Raw genomic sequence first — 15,198 nt, 5'->3', positions numbered from 1 at the left:
TACTATGCAGCTGCATTCTCGATTTTTCGGGCGCGGCATCGCGGCTTTGCTTTGTGCCTCGCTGTTGGTGTCTGCCTGCGGTGAGAAGAAAGCCGGGGGCGAGCAGAGATCCGCGGATTTTGCTCGCCTGCACGCTTTCCCATCTACCTACTCCGTTACTCAGTCGCGACCGGTACTAATACAGGGCGCCACTCTGCTTACCGGTACCGGCGAGCAGTTGGAGAATACCGACCTTTTGCTGAAAGGTGGGAAAATTGCTCAGATCGGTCAGGATCTTAAGGCTCCCAAGGATGCCCAGGTGGTCGATGGCAAAGGCAAGTGGGTGACCCCGGGCATTATTGATGTGCACTCCCACCTGGGAGACTACCCGGCGCCCTCCATTGAGTCCTCCCAGGATGGCAATGAGATGACATCCCCGAATACCGCGCAGGTTTGGGCGGAACATTCGGTGTGGACTCAAGACCCACAGTTTCCATTGGCCCTGGCCGGTGGTGTAACCACGCTACAGATATTACCTGGCTCCGCCAATCTGTTCGGCGGGCGCAGTGTGACCCTTAAAAATGTGCCGGGTCGCAGCGTACAGGATATGAAATTTCCCGGTGCACCTTATGGCCTGAAAATGGCTTGTGGCGAAAACCCCAAGCGTGTTTATGGAAGTAAAGGCACATCTCCCTCAACCCGTATGGGCAATGTGGCCGGCTACCGCAACGCTTGGATTGAGGCCAGCAATTACAAGAAAAAGTGGGAAGAGTATGCAAAGAAGGGTGGCGATGAGCCAGAGCGTGATCTCGGCCTCGAGACCCTGGCAGGCGTTCTGAATGGCGATATCCTGGTACACAATCACTGTTATCGCGGTGAGGAAATGGCGGTGATGATGGATATTGCCAAGGAATTTGACTTCCAGATCTCCACTTTCCACCATGCGGTTGAGGCCTATAAAGTGGCCGACCTGTTAGCAGAGAACAATGTTTGTGCGGCGATGTGGGCCGATTGGTGGGGCTTTAAGCACGAAGCCTTCGATATGACGGAGGCGAATATTGCTATCGTCGATCAGGCCAAGGCCTGCGCCATGATCCACTCTGATTCCGGTGTTGGCGTACAGCACTTGAATGAAGAGGTCGCAAAAGCGATGACGGCAGGTCAGCGCGCTGGTTTTGATATCCAGCCAAAAGATGCTGTTGTGTGGATGACCTCTAACCCTGCTAAGGCGCTGGGCATTGACGCGCAGACTGGCAGCCTCGAGAAGGGCAAAATGGCTGATGTTGTAGTTTGGTCCGGTAACCCTTTCAGTGTTTATACCCATGTGGATCAAGTTTTTATCGACGGTGAGCTGATGTACGACCGCTTCGATAAAAAGCGTCAACCGCGCAGTGATTTCGAATTGGGAATTCTCGATGCAGAGGGAGAGCGACTGTGAAAAAAATAGCTGTATTCTGTGCGCTGGCCCTAGGGGTGTTGACCGCTGGTGCCTATGCGGAGAGCATCCTGATTAAGGGTGGCAAGGTGCATACTCTGGCAGACATGGGTTCTCTGGAATCTGCCGATGTACTGGTCGTCGATGGCAAGGTGGAGAAGGTGGCTCCTGTCCTCAATGTTTCGGCTGATAGAGTCATTGATGCAAAAGGTAAGGTAGTAACGCCTGGCGTCATCGCACCTATTTCCGAGCTGGGATTGGTGGAGATCAGTGCAGCCAGTGGCACTAACGACAATGCGGTAACTGGGGAAAGTATCGGCAGTGCGTTTAATCCTGTGCCCGCGTATAACCCCAAATCTACCCTCATTCCTTTCAACCGGGCCGGTGGTGTTACCAGTGCGGTGGTCTTTCCAGCTATCAGCACCTGGGATGAAGCCGCGGTAGCGGCCCAAAGAGTATTCGCCGGGCGTGGCTTTGCCATCAAGCTCAATGGCGAGTTCAATAGCGTCGAAGCCAAAGACGTTGCCCAAAAGGCCTATTTGGGTGAGACCGGAGCTCAGCTAGCAGGTGGCAGTCGTGCGAATGCCTACGCCAAAGTTGAAAATGCGCTGAGCGAAGCTAAAGAGTACCGGGACAACCGCGTGGCTATTCGCCGGGGAGAGTGGCGTGAGCTGAATTATAGTCTCGCGGATCTGGAAGCCTTGCAGCCCGTGATTAATGGTACTGAACCTCTGCTAATCACTGCTGATCGCTCCAGCGATATTCTTGCGGTTATCGAACTAGCCAAGGTCTTCGATGTGAGGCTCGTGTTGCTCGGGGCGGCTGAGGGCTGGATGGTAGCTGACCAGCTGGCCCAGTCTCAGGTGCCTGTAGTGATTGACGCGATCAACAACTTGCCCATTTCCTTCTCAAGCCTTGGTGCACGCCTGGATAACGCCGCTTTGTTAACTAAGGCCGGTGTGAAAGTGGCTATTAGTGGCCCCGACTATGCTTCTACCCATAACGTGTACCTCTCACGTCAATCTGCTGGCAATGCTGTTGCCCACGGGTTGCCCTACGAGGAGGCGCTGAAGTCTATCAGCACTAATGTGGCAGATATCTTCCGTCTTAGCGGTGGTACCCTGGAGAAAGGCGCCACTGCTGATATCGTGGTTTGGAACGGCGATCCACTGGAAGTGACCAGTTACCCTGAACAGGTATTGATCGAGGGTGAACCACAATCTTTGGTTACCCGTTCTACCCGTCTGCGCGATCGTCACCTGAAGCCCGCCAAGGGCCACGGCTTTGGTTATCGCAACTAACTTGCTACAAATGGCTGACTATTAAATTAAAGAGCGGGCAAGGCCCGCTCTTTTTTTGCTTGATGAAAAATGAACAAAAAGGTCCAGTCGCCTGCTTAGCATTGGATTGGTGAGCTGAAGGGAATTAGATATATATTTACTTCCTGTATTAATAAGAAAAAGGAAAGGGCCATGGTGAATATTACAGCGCTGTATGCGAGTCTCTGTGCAATCCTGATTATCTACCTGGCGGGCCGCGTGGTTCAGTTTCGTCGTGCCAAGCGGGTGGGTATCGGTACTGGCGATGATCGTTTTAATGAGATTCGTGTGCGTGTGCATGGGAATGCGGTCGAATATACCCCCATTGCACTGCTGCTTCTGCTACTTGCGGAGCTGGGAGGGTTGCCCGGTTTGTGGCTGCATGTTTTTGGAATAGCATTTTTGCTATCCCGAATTTTTCATGCGTATGGCCTGACTGCAGGCAAGGGCGGCACCCATACTGGGCGCTTTTTGGGTACATTGATCAGTTGGCTAGTGATACTTGCCCTTGCGGTGATCAATATCGTGATATCGGTAAAGTCCCTGTAAAAGCGCAGTGCCACTGGTGAGAATCCCGGGTGAATATCTCTGACGACTGATGATTGTTATTTGATAAGAGGCTTCAGAAAGCTTCTGAAGCCTAACAAAAAAGCCCGGTTAACCGGGCAGAGTACAGGGATGAAACTTTAAACTTCTACCGGAAAATTTCTTCAGGTAGCTTTTTACTGGTTCGCGGCAAAGGGGGTAACAGTTTCGTCTGAGGACTCTTCGCTGTTATCCTCTTCTTCCAGCAGCACTTCTGGTTTACCTTTGCAAGCTTTGGCCAGTGAATCGCGACGCTTGGCCAGCAACAGGCCAATTTCCTCGCTCACTTGCTCGTCAATGCCTTCAATACTGCGCTCAATTAGCGTGGTAATGTTGGCAGCAAGCTCCAGCATCTTATCGTGTTCTTCAGCATCTTTTTTGTTGTCGAACATTGCTCCGTCTCGATCGCATTTCCAAACAGCTACTACGGCCATGATATGCCTCCCAATTGCCCTTCAGACATTCCAGTTTGTTTGTATGGCCATACGGTAACTGTATAAATATTCAGTGTCAATGGTGACCGAGATCGAAGTGGCGTCTATTTAATTGCGTTCAAGAGAGTCACCATTGCGATGGTTTGCCCGCAGGGACATGTCACAACTGTCATAATGCACACTTGCAGCCGGATGTAACCCCCCAGGCATCCTGGCTGCAAACTCCGCACTATACAGGCCCGTTTTCGGGCCTGCTTTTTTCTCGGGCGCTGTTGATCGTTGCTTGCGAGTGGTAAGAGACGAGCTTGGTGGGCTGGGAAAGAGAGGTGAGTGGGCGCGCAGCGCCCAGCCATTAAATAGTGAGTACCAGGCGCGCGGCCAGGCCGATCAGGAGTAAGCCAAACAGTTGCTGGATACGGTGGCCGAGATGCTTGCTAACCAACTGGCGTTTGCGGCTGGCATGGACTGCCAGGGCAACGATGCAATACCAGAGAGTGTCTACCCCGGATACCATGGCAGCCATCCCCAGTTTGGTGGTGAGGGCCTGCTGTTCTGAGACGAACTGGCTGAATAGGGCGGTAAAGAATACTGCAATCTTGGGGTTAAAGAAGGCGACCCCAAAGCCCTGAACGATTGAGCGGCGAACACTTAGGTGGGGGGCTTCCAGCTGGGTGGTTCCCGAGCCGGGAGCCGGAGCCCTGAAGGCCTTCCAGCCCAGGTATACCAACATAGCCGCGCCGCCCCATTGCAGGATGCTGAACAGTAGGGGGGAGCTGGTGATCAGAACCGCGAGCCCGAAGGCTGTCAGGGCAGCGTAAACGGCAACCCCAGCACCGTGGGCTATGGCACTGGCTAGGCCCTGTTGCAGGCCGGAGGCCGAGCAACGCATTACGATTAATAAGCTAGGGCCTGGGGACATGGCGCCGAGGGCGCAGATGCCCGCAAGTGATAACCATCCGAGTAAATCCATTATTTAAAGCCGCCCCCTTGTGCCAGCCAATACTTCTCATCTTCTGTGGAATCGCGGCCTAAGGCTGCATTGCGATGCGGAAAGCGACCAAACTGCTCGATAATCTCCTGGTGGGCCAGGGCATATCGGTAGTGGGTGGCGAGATAAGGAGCGATGGCCTCATCATCCCCGTACTGCTTCTGCAATTGTGCGAAGTATGCCACGGAGCGCTGCTGGATTGAGTGTTTTTCGCTGTGCTCCAGGGGCATGCCGACAAAAACCTGCTGAAACAACCCGAGCTTTTGCTCGTCTCCCCGCTGCAGAATCGTCTCGCTGATTTCGAGAGCCAGGTCATCTCCTTTGAAGGCGAGGTGGGTGCCGCGGTGAATATTGCGGGCGAACTGATCGCACAACAGCAACAGGGCCAGCTCACCCATAAGGCTCTGACGCCAATGATCCAACTTACCCTCTATGGCCAAATTGGTGATCTCAGCGAAGTCTTCTGCCATTTGCCGGTCCAGATTCTGATCTGCTGAAAACCAGCGCTTTTGCAGTTCCTCGGTGGGGCGGTGATCCAGAGAGGGATCACCAAACCAGAAGGTCAGTATTTCCTTAATATCAGGCATCAATGGGCTCCTCAGCGATGATGGGCCGATTATTACGACATTTGTACTTGATGGTCCAGCTGAGTAAGGACGAGAGCTCTCTAAAGGAGGAATCAAAAAAATATTTTTGCGCCTGCATCCAAAACCGTTTCTGGCCCCGTCATAGAGGTGTACAAGGAAAAGCGATCTGGAGGTCACAATGTTTACTGCGGGATCATTTAAGAAGGTACAATTTTGCGCCGTACTGATATTGGCGCTTGGTGGCATGCAGGCCGGTCAGGCCACGGCGGCCGAGCTGGGATTCTCCGTGGATGATATCCATCGACAGCTCACCGAGAAGACGGACCAGCACTTTTTGCAAAAGCTCAATGAGTGCAAGCTTGGCAGTGAGGTTAAGGGTGGCGGACTCCCCTATCCGGTGCGAATTGCTGAGGAGAGAGCTCCCCAAGGTGCTACCCCAGGGCCCTATAGCCGAGGCCGCATTACGGTTATGTAGCATTACACGGTTTCCCCAAGCCGACGGTTTAACAGTACAAAAAGACAACGATTAGAGAGTAACTAATGAGAGCGAGAAATTCACAATCCCTGCGGGCAGTTACCTGCTGGCTGGCAGCGCTGGCAGTAACTTTTACCGCTATGGGCAGCTGGGCACAGGATGATAGCAACACTATCCCCGAGCCGCCGAAGCCGCCAGCTATGGAAAGTGAGGTACCCAAACCAGATTCACGTGTACGCATTATGCGTGATGAAAAGGGGGTGCTCACGATCAAAACTGAAGGAGAGGACGGTGAGCGCAGCGAGGTTCAGGTGGACCTGGGGGCGGAGTTTGGTGGCCCCTTAAGTCAACGCATTATTGAGAAGCTTGAACGAAAGGGCATTCTCGATGAGCGTGGGCGGGTGGCCGAAGAGGCCCTAGACAGTGTGCCAGACAATGTAGAGATCGGTTTATCCAAGAAATATGATGCTTCACACAAGAGTTGGGAGGAGTCTCACTCAGATTCTGGCTTCCACCAGGTGGTGACCTTGCCAGTACTGGCTCTGCTGTGTGTGTTCGGTATGCCGGTACTGATTGTGTGGCTGGTAACCCGCAACAGCTACCGCAAAAAGCAGCTGGTGATGGAAAACATCAATCGTATGGTGGCAGAAGGTCGCGATGTGCCGTCGGAAATGCTGGATATGCTGGAAGGCAACACTCCCAACAATTCCGCAGATAAAGGTTTTACTCTGATTGCAGTAGGAGCTGCGGTGTTTATCTGGCTTTCTGCGATGGCTGGGGTCGGGGTAGGTAGCTTGGGTTTGATTCCGTTATTTATCGGCCTGGCCCGCTTTATCAACTGGAAGCTCGATAACAAGCAGGCGTAAGGACCGGAATATGGACCTCAATGATGAGGATTTGATCAGGCGCACCGTCGAAGACGGGGACCAGCGGGCTTATGCCCAGCTGGTTCGTCGCTATCAATCACAGCTGCGATTCTCGCTCCGTCAGCTGTGTGATGGCGACCAGGGCCTGGCAGACGATATGGCGCAAGAAGCCTTTATTAAGGCCTACAAGGCGCTGCCGGCATTTCGGGGAGATGCCCGGTTTAGCACCTGGTTGTACCGTATCGCCTACAATCTCGTCATGAGCCACAAACGCAAGAACGCCCCAGAAGTGGACCAGGAAGCGGTCGATAGGGCTCAGGCGGAAGAGACAGTGGAAGAGTCCCAACGTTTGGGCATGGCTAGAGATCTAAACTCCGCAATGGACTCCCTGAGCGACGCCCAGCGCCAGGCGATACATCTGTGCATGCAGCGGGGCTTCTCCCATGAGGAAGCGGCAAGTATTATGAAGTTGCCGCTTGGTACGGTAAAATCCCATGTCAACCGCGCGCGGGCAAAGCTTCAGAGCTTGTTACAGCCGTGGCGCGAGGAGGTGGTCAATGGTTAACTTTGAACAGCGCAATACGAAAGGTAATGCCTTGGGCGATTTAGCTATAGAGGGCAAAGACCCACAGTTCGATGCATGGCTGGCAGAGCAGCTGCAGTTCGATGAACCCTACCTGGACGATGACGGTTTTTGTGAAAGCGTCATGGCCAAGCTGCCCGCTCCGACTAAGCATAATGAGCGTCGCGCCAGCCGATTCCAGTATATCGCCGTACTGGCGGCCTCGGGCATCGTTGCCTGGCAATTTCCATTCGGCGAGGTGCTCAGTGAAGCCGCTCGTCAGTCAATTAGTCTTTACAGTTTGGTCGGCGTGGGGATGCTCTCCTCTCTGGCGGTGATGGCCGGTGGTATTTTCGCTGCCCGCCGCTGATTACTTCGATACTCAAAAAAGAATCCAATTCTTGCCCGCCTCTAGCAGTGTACTCTCTAGCAGTGTACTAGGGGTGGGCCAATCAACGTTTAGCTCGCTGTTCCTTTTCATTATTTCTATTCTTTACTGACCGTCATCATTGGTTTGAGAGCACCAAGACTATAGACGGCGCTCTACTCTCCAAGGTGGATTCTTACGGTTTGCACCAGCCCAATACAGCTTTAGCTTATTGCCACTTGGGTCATAAAGGACCGCCTCACGCCATAAATAAAGGTGATCTTTTGGGTCTTCAGAAAAAATGAAGCCTTTTCTCTTTAGCTCCCTGACCCAGGAGTCCAATTTCTCATGTTCAAAATAAACTACAGCCGAATTCTCTGTAGAATTGCTCGAAAGGGTTAGTGAGAAAGTAGCATCTCCATCGGGGCACTCGAATCTAGCATAATGAGGTGTATCGACTATTTGAACAAAGCCCATTTCACGGTAAAAATGTGTAGCCTCATCCATGTTTGATACTGGAAGTGTCACTTGATTTAGGTTCATCAGAAATTCCCACGCAACCCTGTTGCTCTTGCCTGCAAGAGTAAACATTAATATATAAATTATGCTTTACAAAGAGCTTATGGGCCAGGGGTGAGTGCTTTCTGCATGCTTATAAATTTTATTGGATGTCTTACAGCCTACTTAGTTTGATAGTATTGCTGAATAAATTTATTGATCGAATGTAATCTATGTGACTTTGTCGCCAGCTAATAGAGTGGCAAATATTAGTAATATGTTCGGTGTAATCGATATGACTGAAAAGTAAGAGAATGGCAGATAGCCTTTTGGGGTATTTAAAGCTGAAATTTAGCGTGCTTTGTAATTATATCTAGTTGAGACTGTAACTGAGTTTTGATTGGTAGGAGAGCAGAATCTCGAGCTGTTGAAATTGAATTTTTTACAGTGAGATTGATTAATCAATCTCGCTGCTTAAGTTATGCTTGATATCTATTTTATATGTTTTTAAATTTTAGCTCCGCTCATATAAAGAAATTATTGTTTCCACAAAGCTAAATGGGAGTTTCTATATTAGCTGGTAATATGGTGCATTGGGGCTCACTGCTGCTAACCTGGGGGCATAAAGTTAGAGCAGCAAAGTGGAAAAAGATCACTTCCATAGTGTGATACTGTATAAAATGCACTCAGTATAAAAACATATCAATGGCTCGATGGTTTCTAATGATCCTATGTTGTGAACTTAACTATTCAAGCTTGGCTGGCGTAGAAATATGATGATGCGCAACTTGCCAGGAATCCTCAGTCTTAATAAAACAGAAGGTTGCTCGAACAGTATCACGAACTTCCTTGCCATCAGGAAGAGTGCCGCCACAGTTAATAAGGCAGTGAGCAAATCCTGTTTTATCCCCTGCGGTAATTTTTAATTCACTCAACTCAAATAGCGAGGGGATTTCAAAGGGAGGTTGCCATTCATCAAAACTTTCTCTATAGGCTTTAGCTCCTTGATATTGTAGCGGTGCAAGCACATCAAAGATAATTGCATCTGGTAAGTGATTGCTTAAAATGTTGTCCTTTCGATCGTGCCGTGTAGACTCGACCCAGTCTTCAAGGAGAGTTTCAATTTTTTTTATTTCTTGATTTTTCATGATGGATCCATGTGGTTGTTGGTGGGTTGTGGTGGCTGGGTTATAAGAAATTCCATTTATCTTTTTTTGTTTGCCTTTTTAAGGATTTGGGTCCCCAGAGTTAAGGCGATTGTAGTGAATGTTGAGTTTGTAGTCTAAGTGCAGCTCTTAAATATGTTCTGATTACGTCATATCTTAATTTTTTAAGAGTTTGGCTGTTCATATGGAGTTTCTAGCTTAATATTTTTCTATAGATTTACTTTGCATCTTTGGCTTAAGTTTCGATTTGCTTTCTATGAATGCTAGCGCAAACGTGATACCCCGCTAAGTTAGCCCATACTTGATTGCAAATGTATCAATGTCAGGATTTTGGTTCCATTTATATTCTGCTCTATCTGCTATTTCGTTCGCTTTCATTTCGCCCCAAATTTCTTTGATGAGAGCTAGAGCCATATCAATGCCTGCGGATACCCTAGATGATGTAAAAATATTGGCATCTTGAACCCAGCGTGCTTTTGCGATCCAGTTTGTTTGCTCACTTTGTGAGCGCACCCAAGAAAATGCTAATTTATTTGTAATGGCCTTTTTGCCATTCAGTATGCCTGCCTTGGCCAGTAAGGCGCTACCAGTACAAACAGAAGTAATATAGTTGGCGCTTTTGGCCTTTCTTGCGATCCAGTCAATGATACTCGAATTATGCACTTCCTTTCTTGTGCTAATGCCCCCAGGAATCAAAATGATTTGGTATTCAGTGTTGTCACGAAAATCTTTTTGTGTGATGGTTGCGGGCCCTTGAGCTGAATATACTGGCCCCGCATTTTTAGATATAAGCTCAATGCTAAGGTTATCTACTTGACCCAGCATTTCTAAGGGGCCAAATACGTCAAGCAGTTCAAATTCTTCAAAAAGTAAAACTCCCAGCTTCATCCTTGACCTCTATTCAGTGGCGTGACGTTTATTATAAGTAATTTTGGTGGGTTGGGGGTTTTATGAAGCCGCACGGCAGTGACATTTCCGTAAGAATATTTCTATCGATAATGAGAATTTATTTTTAGGGAGTTTGCCCCTGGGTTTCTAAAAGTTACCGATATTTTTAACTGCTGAAGGGCGCGTGTCCGGCTCATTGCGCTTCATTTAGTTACTTAAAATGTTTCTTAAGTGATGTTGCTTAATATCTCAGTTTGCAAATGTGAAGTCAAAATCCTTTTATAAATTTTGCTCCAAACCTAATGGCGTGATTTTTATCTTCTGGGGGCTTTAGAGGTTGGTCTTTCTAGAAACAATAGGGTACGAATGGGGTGTATTGAGTGTGCTTAATAGAGGGGTGATTAAGGTGGATATCGTTCCGTTTACTTGTGCGCTTGCCTGTCCAATGTGGCTTGGATTTCTTTAGAGATTTTATGCTAGCTTATAACTGGCAGGTATGAAATTTAAGTTTTCCTGATTTTTTTGTATTAAAAATAATTATTTAACAGAGTTTGTTCGTTTGGGTGATAAGGTTTCGCGTTTATTTTTTGCTTGCTAGGCCCATCCGCTCAAATAATACTTCTTGCCTCCTTACCGTCCGTAGCCAGCCCCCTCAAGGTTCACTGCATGAATGATTTCTAAAAAGATAAATCCCAGGGGGGCGCGAGCTACATGCCTATACCCAGCACGGTACGCTTTTTAGTTAGCTGAGGCCAAGCTCTTGTTCAATTTGGATTTTTCTCCATACAGAATAGTTTGAGGGGAGCATTGCTTCTTTGGGGGTATCAGCAATGATGGCACGTTTCATGCTGGGCCAGCACAAAACGGCAAGCACCTGAGGGGCGATTAGTTGAAATACCTTGGGTGGGCCCATCAGAGTTTTCAGTTTCTGTACCAATGGCAGCCAAGCGGCGGGGACTACTTGCTCGGCGATTGCCCAAGATGCTTGGGGTTCACTGCCCAGCTGTTTAATAAGGGACTCATAGCGCAATGTTGCTGCACGCAACGCTTCTTGTGGAGATGCCATTATTACGGCACGGGCGCGCCTTTCAGCGCAGGGCAGGCAAATCTCTCTTGGTAGTTCACTCCGTACGGCTAATTCTGGATTCAGTGCCCAGTTACTAGCCTTTACCTGGCATTGGCATATTGAACAAGCATACATTGGGATATCAGCGCTAAACAGTGAGCCTACCCTCTGCGGACGCTCACCGTTTCGCCAGAATAATGGCCGAGTTTCAAAAAAATGGCCGGCAAAATATCGTGCATAAATCAACCAGTCAATATCGGTAACATTTCCGAAGCGGTCTTTATGCAGTAAGTCTGCGATGTCCAGGCTATAAAGGTGTCGCAAGCAGTGAGGGCAGGGCTTTAGTTCATCTTGCGGAAAAGCCTTTTGCGCAGCAGAGAAGTCGCTACTCACCCAAAGAGGTCCCTGATAGTTGCTGACTGTAGGGCATTTGGGAGAAACGTGAATTAGCCCAAAAGAATCAACCTGTGTGATAGAAGTGGGCTCAAGGCCAAATGCAAACACCGGAATACCTCGGTAACGCCAACCACAGGTGAGCCTGTCTAGGTCTGAAGCGTCCAGCTGAATCCCCGATCGAATAGCATTGGCCAAGCTGTTTCGACATGGTTTACTGGTATTTGATGGCTGAGGGATAGGTTTGAGGATACACGACAGCTCTTGAGTTTGGCGGTTATGAATAGGCTGAAGATTGGTTAGCTTCACAAAGCCTCCTCAAGAATTTGCAGGATATGGCTTTCGGAATCCCGCACTACTCGGAAAGCAACCCGACGAGAGCGATCCGGATCCTCCATACCATTGTCATTGAGTACAGGGCGGGCAGAGGAGTAGCCTACGGCTGCGACTTTTGCGCGCACCAGTACTGCTTGATCTGACGGCAGTAGCGAGTGTGCATACTGCATCACCGCCCGTGATCTCTGTTGGGATAGACGCAAGTTATGAAAGTATCCCTCTTCCGGAGCCGACTGCTCACCCCACTCAGAACTTGTGTGGCCCTCAATTTGGATTGCGGCGATAGAATCCATATAGGGGGTCAGTGCCGCAATATACCGGGGTACAAAAGAGGACATAATTTCACGAGCATTGTCACTTAAGGCAAAATCCCCGGTCTTGAACAGCGCATCACTATTATTAAAGGAGATAGCGAGGGTTTGCTTATCCAGCGATGCTCCCCAGCGATTCAAGTCTTGAGAGAACTCCTGCTGTAAAGTTTGATAGATAGCCAACTGTGTATCTCGATAAGACTCCGCAAGCTCTCGAATCTTGGCGCGTTCGTCTATTAGGGAGCGCATAACGAAGACGGCAATACAGAGAAAGACCATCATTAGGCCGGCCATCATGTCAGATAGGCTGATCCATTGGCTTTCACTGGATTCGCTGCTGGAGTGAGCGCCCTCAAACATGCTCCTCTCCAGCGACCTGTTTCACTTGGTTGTCGATTCTCTTCATTTGTTGGATTAACTGACGAAAATCCCGTGAGAACTCACCGCTCAAGGTTCCCAGTGCGTCGCCCATTGCTGTCATTACGCTCTCTACCTCGCTATGTAAGCGTTGATCCAGCAATTCATACTGTCTTTTGATGCTCACGTCAGCATTGGATAAATCGCGAGTGATCACCTGGGATAATTCAGTGATCATTTGCTGGTGGGTCTTGGCAATAAGCTGGGCAAGCTCAACCATTGACTCACGATGATTGTTGGCAGTCTCTTGGATAATATTCGAGAAATGATTCGGGTCGATGTTGGTGAGAACATCGGCCAGAGCTACAACTCTGTTGGTTCTTTGTTCAAAGACTTTGGTCTGGGTTTCATTCAGGGATATCAATTGTTTAACTTGGGTGCCCAGTTGCTGGTTGGCGTTGTCAATTCCTTTGGTCAAAGACTCGAATTTGGGCGCTATATCTGGGATCGATTTTTGTAGTATTTCAATGGATGCCTGCTGTTCATTCAGCATTACAGAGATTTGTTCGGAGTGGATGCGTTGCTGCTCCACCAATGAAGGGATCGCATTAAAGACTTCTGGCAGTTCGGTAATACGTTGATGTAGTTGTAGAAGATTTTCCTGGGCACCATTGATTTCAACCAGCAGGGACGTGGTTTGTTCACGGTAAATGGCAGCCAACTCGGCATGTTGCTCATGCTGGTCGATTAAAGCTTGTAGGGCGGGGGATACTGCTTGTAGCTGTTGAATAAACTGCTGCAGGTTGTCACCCATTTGTGAATTTAAACCCTGATTAAATTTTTCAACAACAGCGGTGAGCGATTGAAGAACTTCTTCACTAATACTCTGCTGGAATTTGGCAAGATCCTGCCGCTGACCATTAATTGCCATCAAGATGTCATCTGAGGTGGCTTTGGCTGGCTGCTCTTTACTGAACAATTGAAAGATAGTACGAAGAACCAGTGACAGGAACAAGCCCAGGATACTCGTCATAAAGGCCGTTTCCAGGCCCTGCATCAGCTCTGAAATTGAAGTATCGATATCAGCCAAGTCAAAACCATAGATACCGAGAATTATGCCAATAAACGTTCCCAGGATGCCAAGAGCTGTCAAAAGGGATGGCACCTCTTTTACAAAACGTGAAAACTTACCAAAGGGGTAGACGACCAAAGCGATAGCACCAAGGGCAAGCATAACGATAAGAAAGGTGTCGGTTACTTGCTCGGCGGATAATTTAGTCAACCAGTGATAGAAAAACTGGGTCATTATTGATCCTTTACAACTTTCTGCATTGTTATTTCATGATAAGAGGGCCCGCTGGGTATCCGTCCAGTGCCCTGACTAAGTACTTTCATTTGTGGCAGAGACTTCACTACGTCAGTAATAGTGCGAAACTTGACCGGCTTATTGCCAGTTGGCTGGAGAAAGGTCCCTACTAGGCCCGACTGCTGTATCTCGAACACACCACAGTTGACTGGAAGACGCTCTTGTTTGAAGAGTAGAAAATGCATGACTCCTGCATTGCTCAGAGACTGATATAAAGCACTGGTGATTATTTGAATTTCTTCAACGGAAAAGAAGTTGAGTAGATCCCAAAGTAAGATGCAATCCAGATTTTCTGGCAGGCTTGCCTGTTTCAAGGCGGCATGCACGGCCCCTTCAAATGATTCCTTGCGGCTGCATTGCCAAAGTATTGCGGAGTAGAGGTCGGATATAAAAAGCTCACCGGCTTCGCGCTGAAGAAATTGCATATTTCTGCCGACTTTCTTCCCGACATCGAGCACTTTGCTGATGGGGGAGCGGCTGACATGTGACATTGCTGCGTCGAAAGCGGTTAAAGGCAGCTCCGTTAGACTTATTTGTCTAAATGCAGAAATTGCGCCTGAGGTACCCGCAGCCTGTAAAGCATTTTGTGACTTCACATTGCCATACTCGAACATCATTTCGATAAGGTCCTTACGCATGCCCTTTCTGTGTAGGAGAGAGTCGCGCAGAGAAACGTTTCCCATAGTTTTCATCAAGTTAAGGGATGAATACCGATAGGTGGGCAGCGGTTCCTGTAATGTAAGTTGCTCAGAGTTAAAGGTGAAGCCGGATAGGCGCTTAAAGTCGGCGGGTGCTGTGGGCATTGTGCCGGTATAGAGCATGGTATGAAAGATAGTACCAGACTTTAAATGAGGTTGGATTTCCTCAATGAGCCGAGTGATGAGTTCGGGCTCCATAAAGTTTAATAAATCCCAGCAGAGAACAACATCAATTTTTATTCTCTGTGGTTTTTTGGTTAGATGTTCAGATAGTCTTGAAGCACGAGTTTGTGAATCCAGCGCATTGATTTCAAGCAATAAGCTACGTAAATCTTCAATAAATGTCTGGCAGGAAAGTTCTAAGAAAGTTTGTGTAGTGCCGAAGGAGAGGCATCCCAAATCCAACACTTTTGCACCTGGTTGAATGACTTCTTCGACCAGGGCAGCAATGCCAAAAGATTGATGCTGCAACATATTTCCATACCAAAAGCTAAAGCCCCGGCAATAGCCGGGGCTGGTAAT

17 protein-coding genes are annotated in these 15,198 nt (G+C 48.7%); 7 read left to right on the top strand and 10 right to left on the bottom strand.

Annotation, left to right across the window (positions count from 1 at the left end):
* The first annotated feature begins 4 nt into the window (after nucleotides 1-4).
* The 3 genes from ACJJID_RS09945 to ACJJID_RS09935 all read left to right on the top strand — a co-directional run bounded on the left by ACJJID_RS09945 (nucleotide 5) and on the right by ACJJID_RS09935 (nucleotide 3,282).
* Nucleotides 5-1,417 (top strand): amidohydrolase, encoded by a 1,413-nt coding sequence (locus ACJJID_RS09945; protein ID WP_444919361.1) that lies wholly within the window; start codon nucleotides 5-7, stop codon nucleotides 1,415-1,417.
* Nucleotides 1,414-2,715, top strand: a complete 1,302-nt coding sequence (locus ACJJID_RS09940) for an amidohydrolase family protein (RefSeq protein ID WP_444919360.1) — start codon at nucleotides 1,414-1,416, stop codon at nucleotides 2,713-2,715. The genes ACJJID_RS09945 and ACJJID_RS09940 overlap by 4 nt, the downstream gene beginning before the upstream one ends.
* A 171-nt stretch (nucleotides 2,716-2,886) precedes the next feature.
* Nucleotides 2,887-3,282 (top strand): MAPEG family protein, encoded by a 396-nt coding sequence (locus ACJJID_RS09935; protein WP_152454052.1) that lies wholly within the window; start codon nucleotides 2,887-2,889, stop codon nucleotides 3,280-3,282.
* 173 nt (nucleotides 3,283-3,455) lie between these two features.
* Here ACJJID_RS09935 and ACJJID_RS09930 read toward each other — a convergent pair whose 3' ends face one another.
* The 3 genes from ACJJID_RS09930 to ACJJID_RS09920 all read right to left on the bottom strand — a co-directional run bounded on the left by ACJJID_RS09930 (nucleotide 3,456) and on the right by ACJJID_RS09920 (nucleotide 5,327).
* Nucleotides 3,456-3,752 carry a YebG family protein gene (locus ACJJID_RS09930; protein WP_444919359.1) on the bottom strand — a complete coding sequence of 99 codons (297 nt, stop codon included), beginning with the start codon at nucleotides 3,750-3,752 and terminating at the stop codon, nucleotides 3,456-3,458.
* A gap of 352 nt (nucleotides 3,753-4,104) precedes the next feature.
* A complete protein-coding gene (locus ACJJID_RS09925; protein WP_444919358.1) occupies nucleotides 4,105-4,722 on the bottom strand; it encodes a LysE family translocator in 618 nt (205 codons plus the stop codon).
* Nucleotides 4,722-5,327, bottom strand: a complete 606-nt coding sequence (locus tag ACJJID_RS09920; protein WP_444919357.1) for a DUF924 family protein — start codon at nucleotides 5,325-5,327, stop codon at nucleotides 4,722-4,724. Before ACJJID_RS09920 ends, ACJJID_RS09925 begins: the two co-directional genes overlap by 1 nt.
* 178 nt (nucleotides 5,328-5,505) lie before the next feature.
* On the opposite strand from ACJJID_RS09920, the gene ACJJID_RS09915 reads away from it, so the two are divergent.
* The 4 genes from ACJJID_RS09915 (at nucleotide 5,506) to ACJJID_RS09900 (ending at nucleotide 7,600) form a co-directional block, all read left to right on the top strand.
* Nucleotides 5,506-5,802: a hypothetical protein gene (locus ACJJID_RS09915; protein ID WP_444922587.1), complete on the top strand. Its 297-nt coding sequence runs from the start codon at nucleotides 5,506-5,508 to the stop codon at nucleotides 5,800-5,802.
* A gap of 65 nt (nucleotides 5,803-5,867) precedes the next feature.
* Nucleotides 5,868-6,668, top strand: a complete 801-nt coding sequence (locus ACJJID_RS09910) for a DUF6249 domain-containing protein (RefSeq protein ID WP_444922586.1) — start codon at nucleotides 5,868-5,870, stop codon at nucleotides 6,666-6,668.
* Between the two features lie 10 nt (nucleotides 6,669-6,678).
* Nucleotides 6,679-7,233, top strand: a complete 555-nt coding sequence (locus tag ACJJID_RS09905; protein ID WP_152454047.1) for a sigma-70 family RNA polymerase sigma factor — start codon at nucleotides 6,679-6,681, stop codon at nucleotides 7,231-7,233.
* Entirely contained in the window at nucleotides 7,226-7,600 is a 375-nt protein-coding gene (locus ACJJID_RS09900) for a hypothetical protein (RefSeq protein WP_152454046.1), read from the top strand. Before ACJJID_RS09905 ends, ACJJID_RS09900 begins: the two co-directional genes overlap by 8 nt.
* A gap of 159 nt (nucleotides 7,601-7,759) precedes the next feature.
* On the opposite strand, the gene ACJJID_RS09895 is transcribed toward ACJJID_RS09900, so the two are convergent.
* The 7 genes from ACJJID_RS09895 to ACJJID_RS09865 all read right to left on the bottom strand — a co-directional run bounded on the left by ACJJID_RS09895 (nucleotide 7,760) and on the right by ACJJID_RS09865 (nucleotide 15,150).
* Nucleotides 7,760-8,140, bottom strand: coding sequence for a VOC family protein (locus ACJJID_RS09895; RefSeq protein ID WP_444922585.1), 381 nt, complete (start codon nucleotides 8,138-8,140; stop codon nucleotides 7,760-7,762).
* A gap of 701 nt (nucleotides 8,141-8,841) precedes the next feature.
* Nucleotides 8,842-9,243 (bottom strand): YybH family protein, encoded by a 402-nt coding sequence (locus tag ACJJID_RS09890; RefSeq protein WP_444922584.1) that lies wholly within the window; start codon nucleotides 9,241-9,243, stop codon nucleotides 8,842-8,844.
* Between the two features lie 303 nt (nucleotides 9,244-9,546).
* On the bottom strand, nucleotides 9,547-10,149 hold the full coding sequence (locus tag ACJJID_RS09885; RefSeq protein ID WP_444922583.1) for a DJ-1/PfpI family protein: 603 nt from the start codon (nucleotides 10,147-10,149) through the stop codon (nucleotides 9,547-9,549).
* Nucleotides 10,150-10,891: 742 nt separating this feature from the next.
* The gene (locus ACJJID_RS09880) at nucleotides 10,892-11,917 is read right to left on the bottom strand and encodes a hypothetical protein (protein ID WP_444922582.1); all 1,026 of its coding nucleotides are present in this window, start codon (nucleotides 11,915-11,917) and stop codon (nucleotides 10,892-10,894) included.
* Nucleotides 11,914-12,615, bottom strand: a complete 702-nt coding sequence (locus ACJJID_RS09875) for an OmpA/MotB family protein (RefSeq protein ID WP_444922581.1) — start codon at nucleotides 12,613-12,615, stop codon at nucleotides 11,914-11,916. The genes ACJJID_RS09880 and ACJJID_RS09875 overlap by 4 nt, the downstream gene beginning before the upstream one ends.
* Nucleotides 12,608-13,918: a MotA/TolQ/ExbB proton channel family protein gene (locus ACJJID_RS09870; RefSeq protein WP_444922580.1), complete on the bottom strand. Its 1,311-nt coding sequence runs from the start codon at nucleotides 13,916-13,918 to the stop codon at nucleotides 12,608-12,610. The genes ACJJID_RS09875 and ACJJID_RS09870 overlap by 8 nt, the downstream gene beginning before the upstream one ends.
* Nucleotides 13,918-15,150, bottom strand: a complete 1,233-nt coding sequence (locus ACJJID_RS09865) for a hypothetical protein (protein ID WP_444922579.1) — start codon at nucleotides 15,148-15,150, stop codon at nucleotides 13,918-13,920. The genes ACJJID_RS09870 and ACJJID_RS09865 overlap by 1 nt, the downstream gene beginning before the upstream one ends.
* Between the last annotated feature and the right edge of the window lie 48 nt (nucleotides 15,151-15,198).

Source organism: Microbulbifer sp. CnH-101-G (assembly GCF_052466775.1).
The sequence above is the reverse complement of the archived record's forward strand: the minus strand, read 5'-3'. Positions and strand labels throughout refer to the sequence as shown.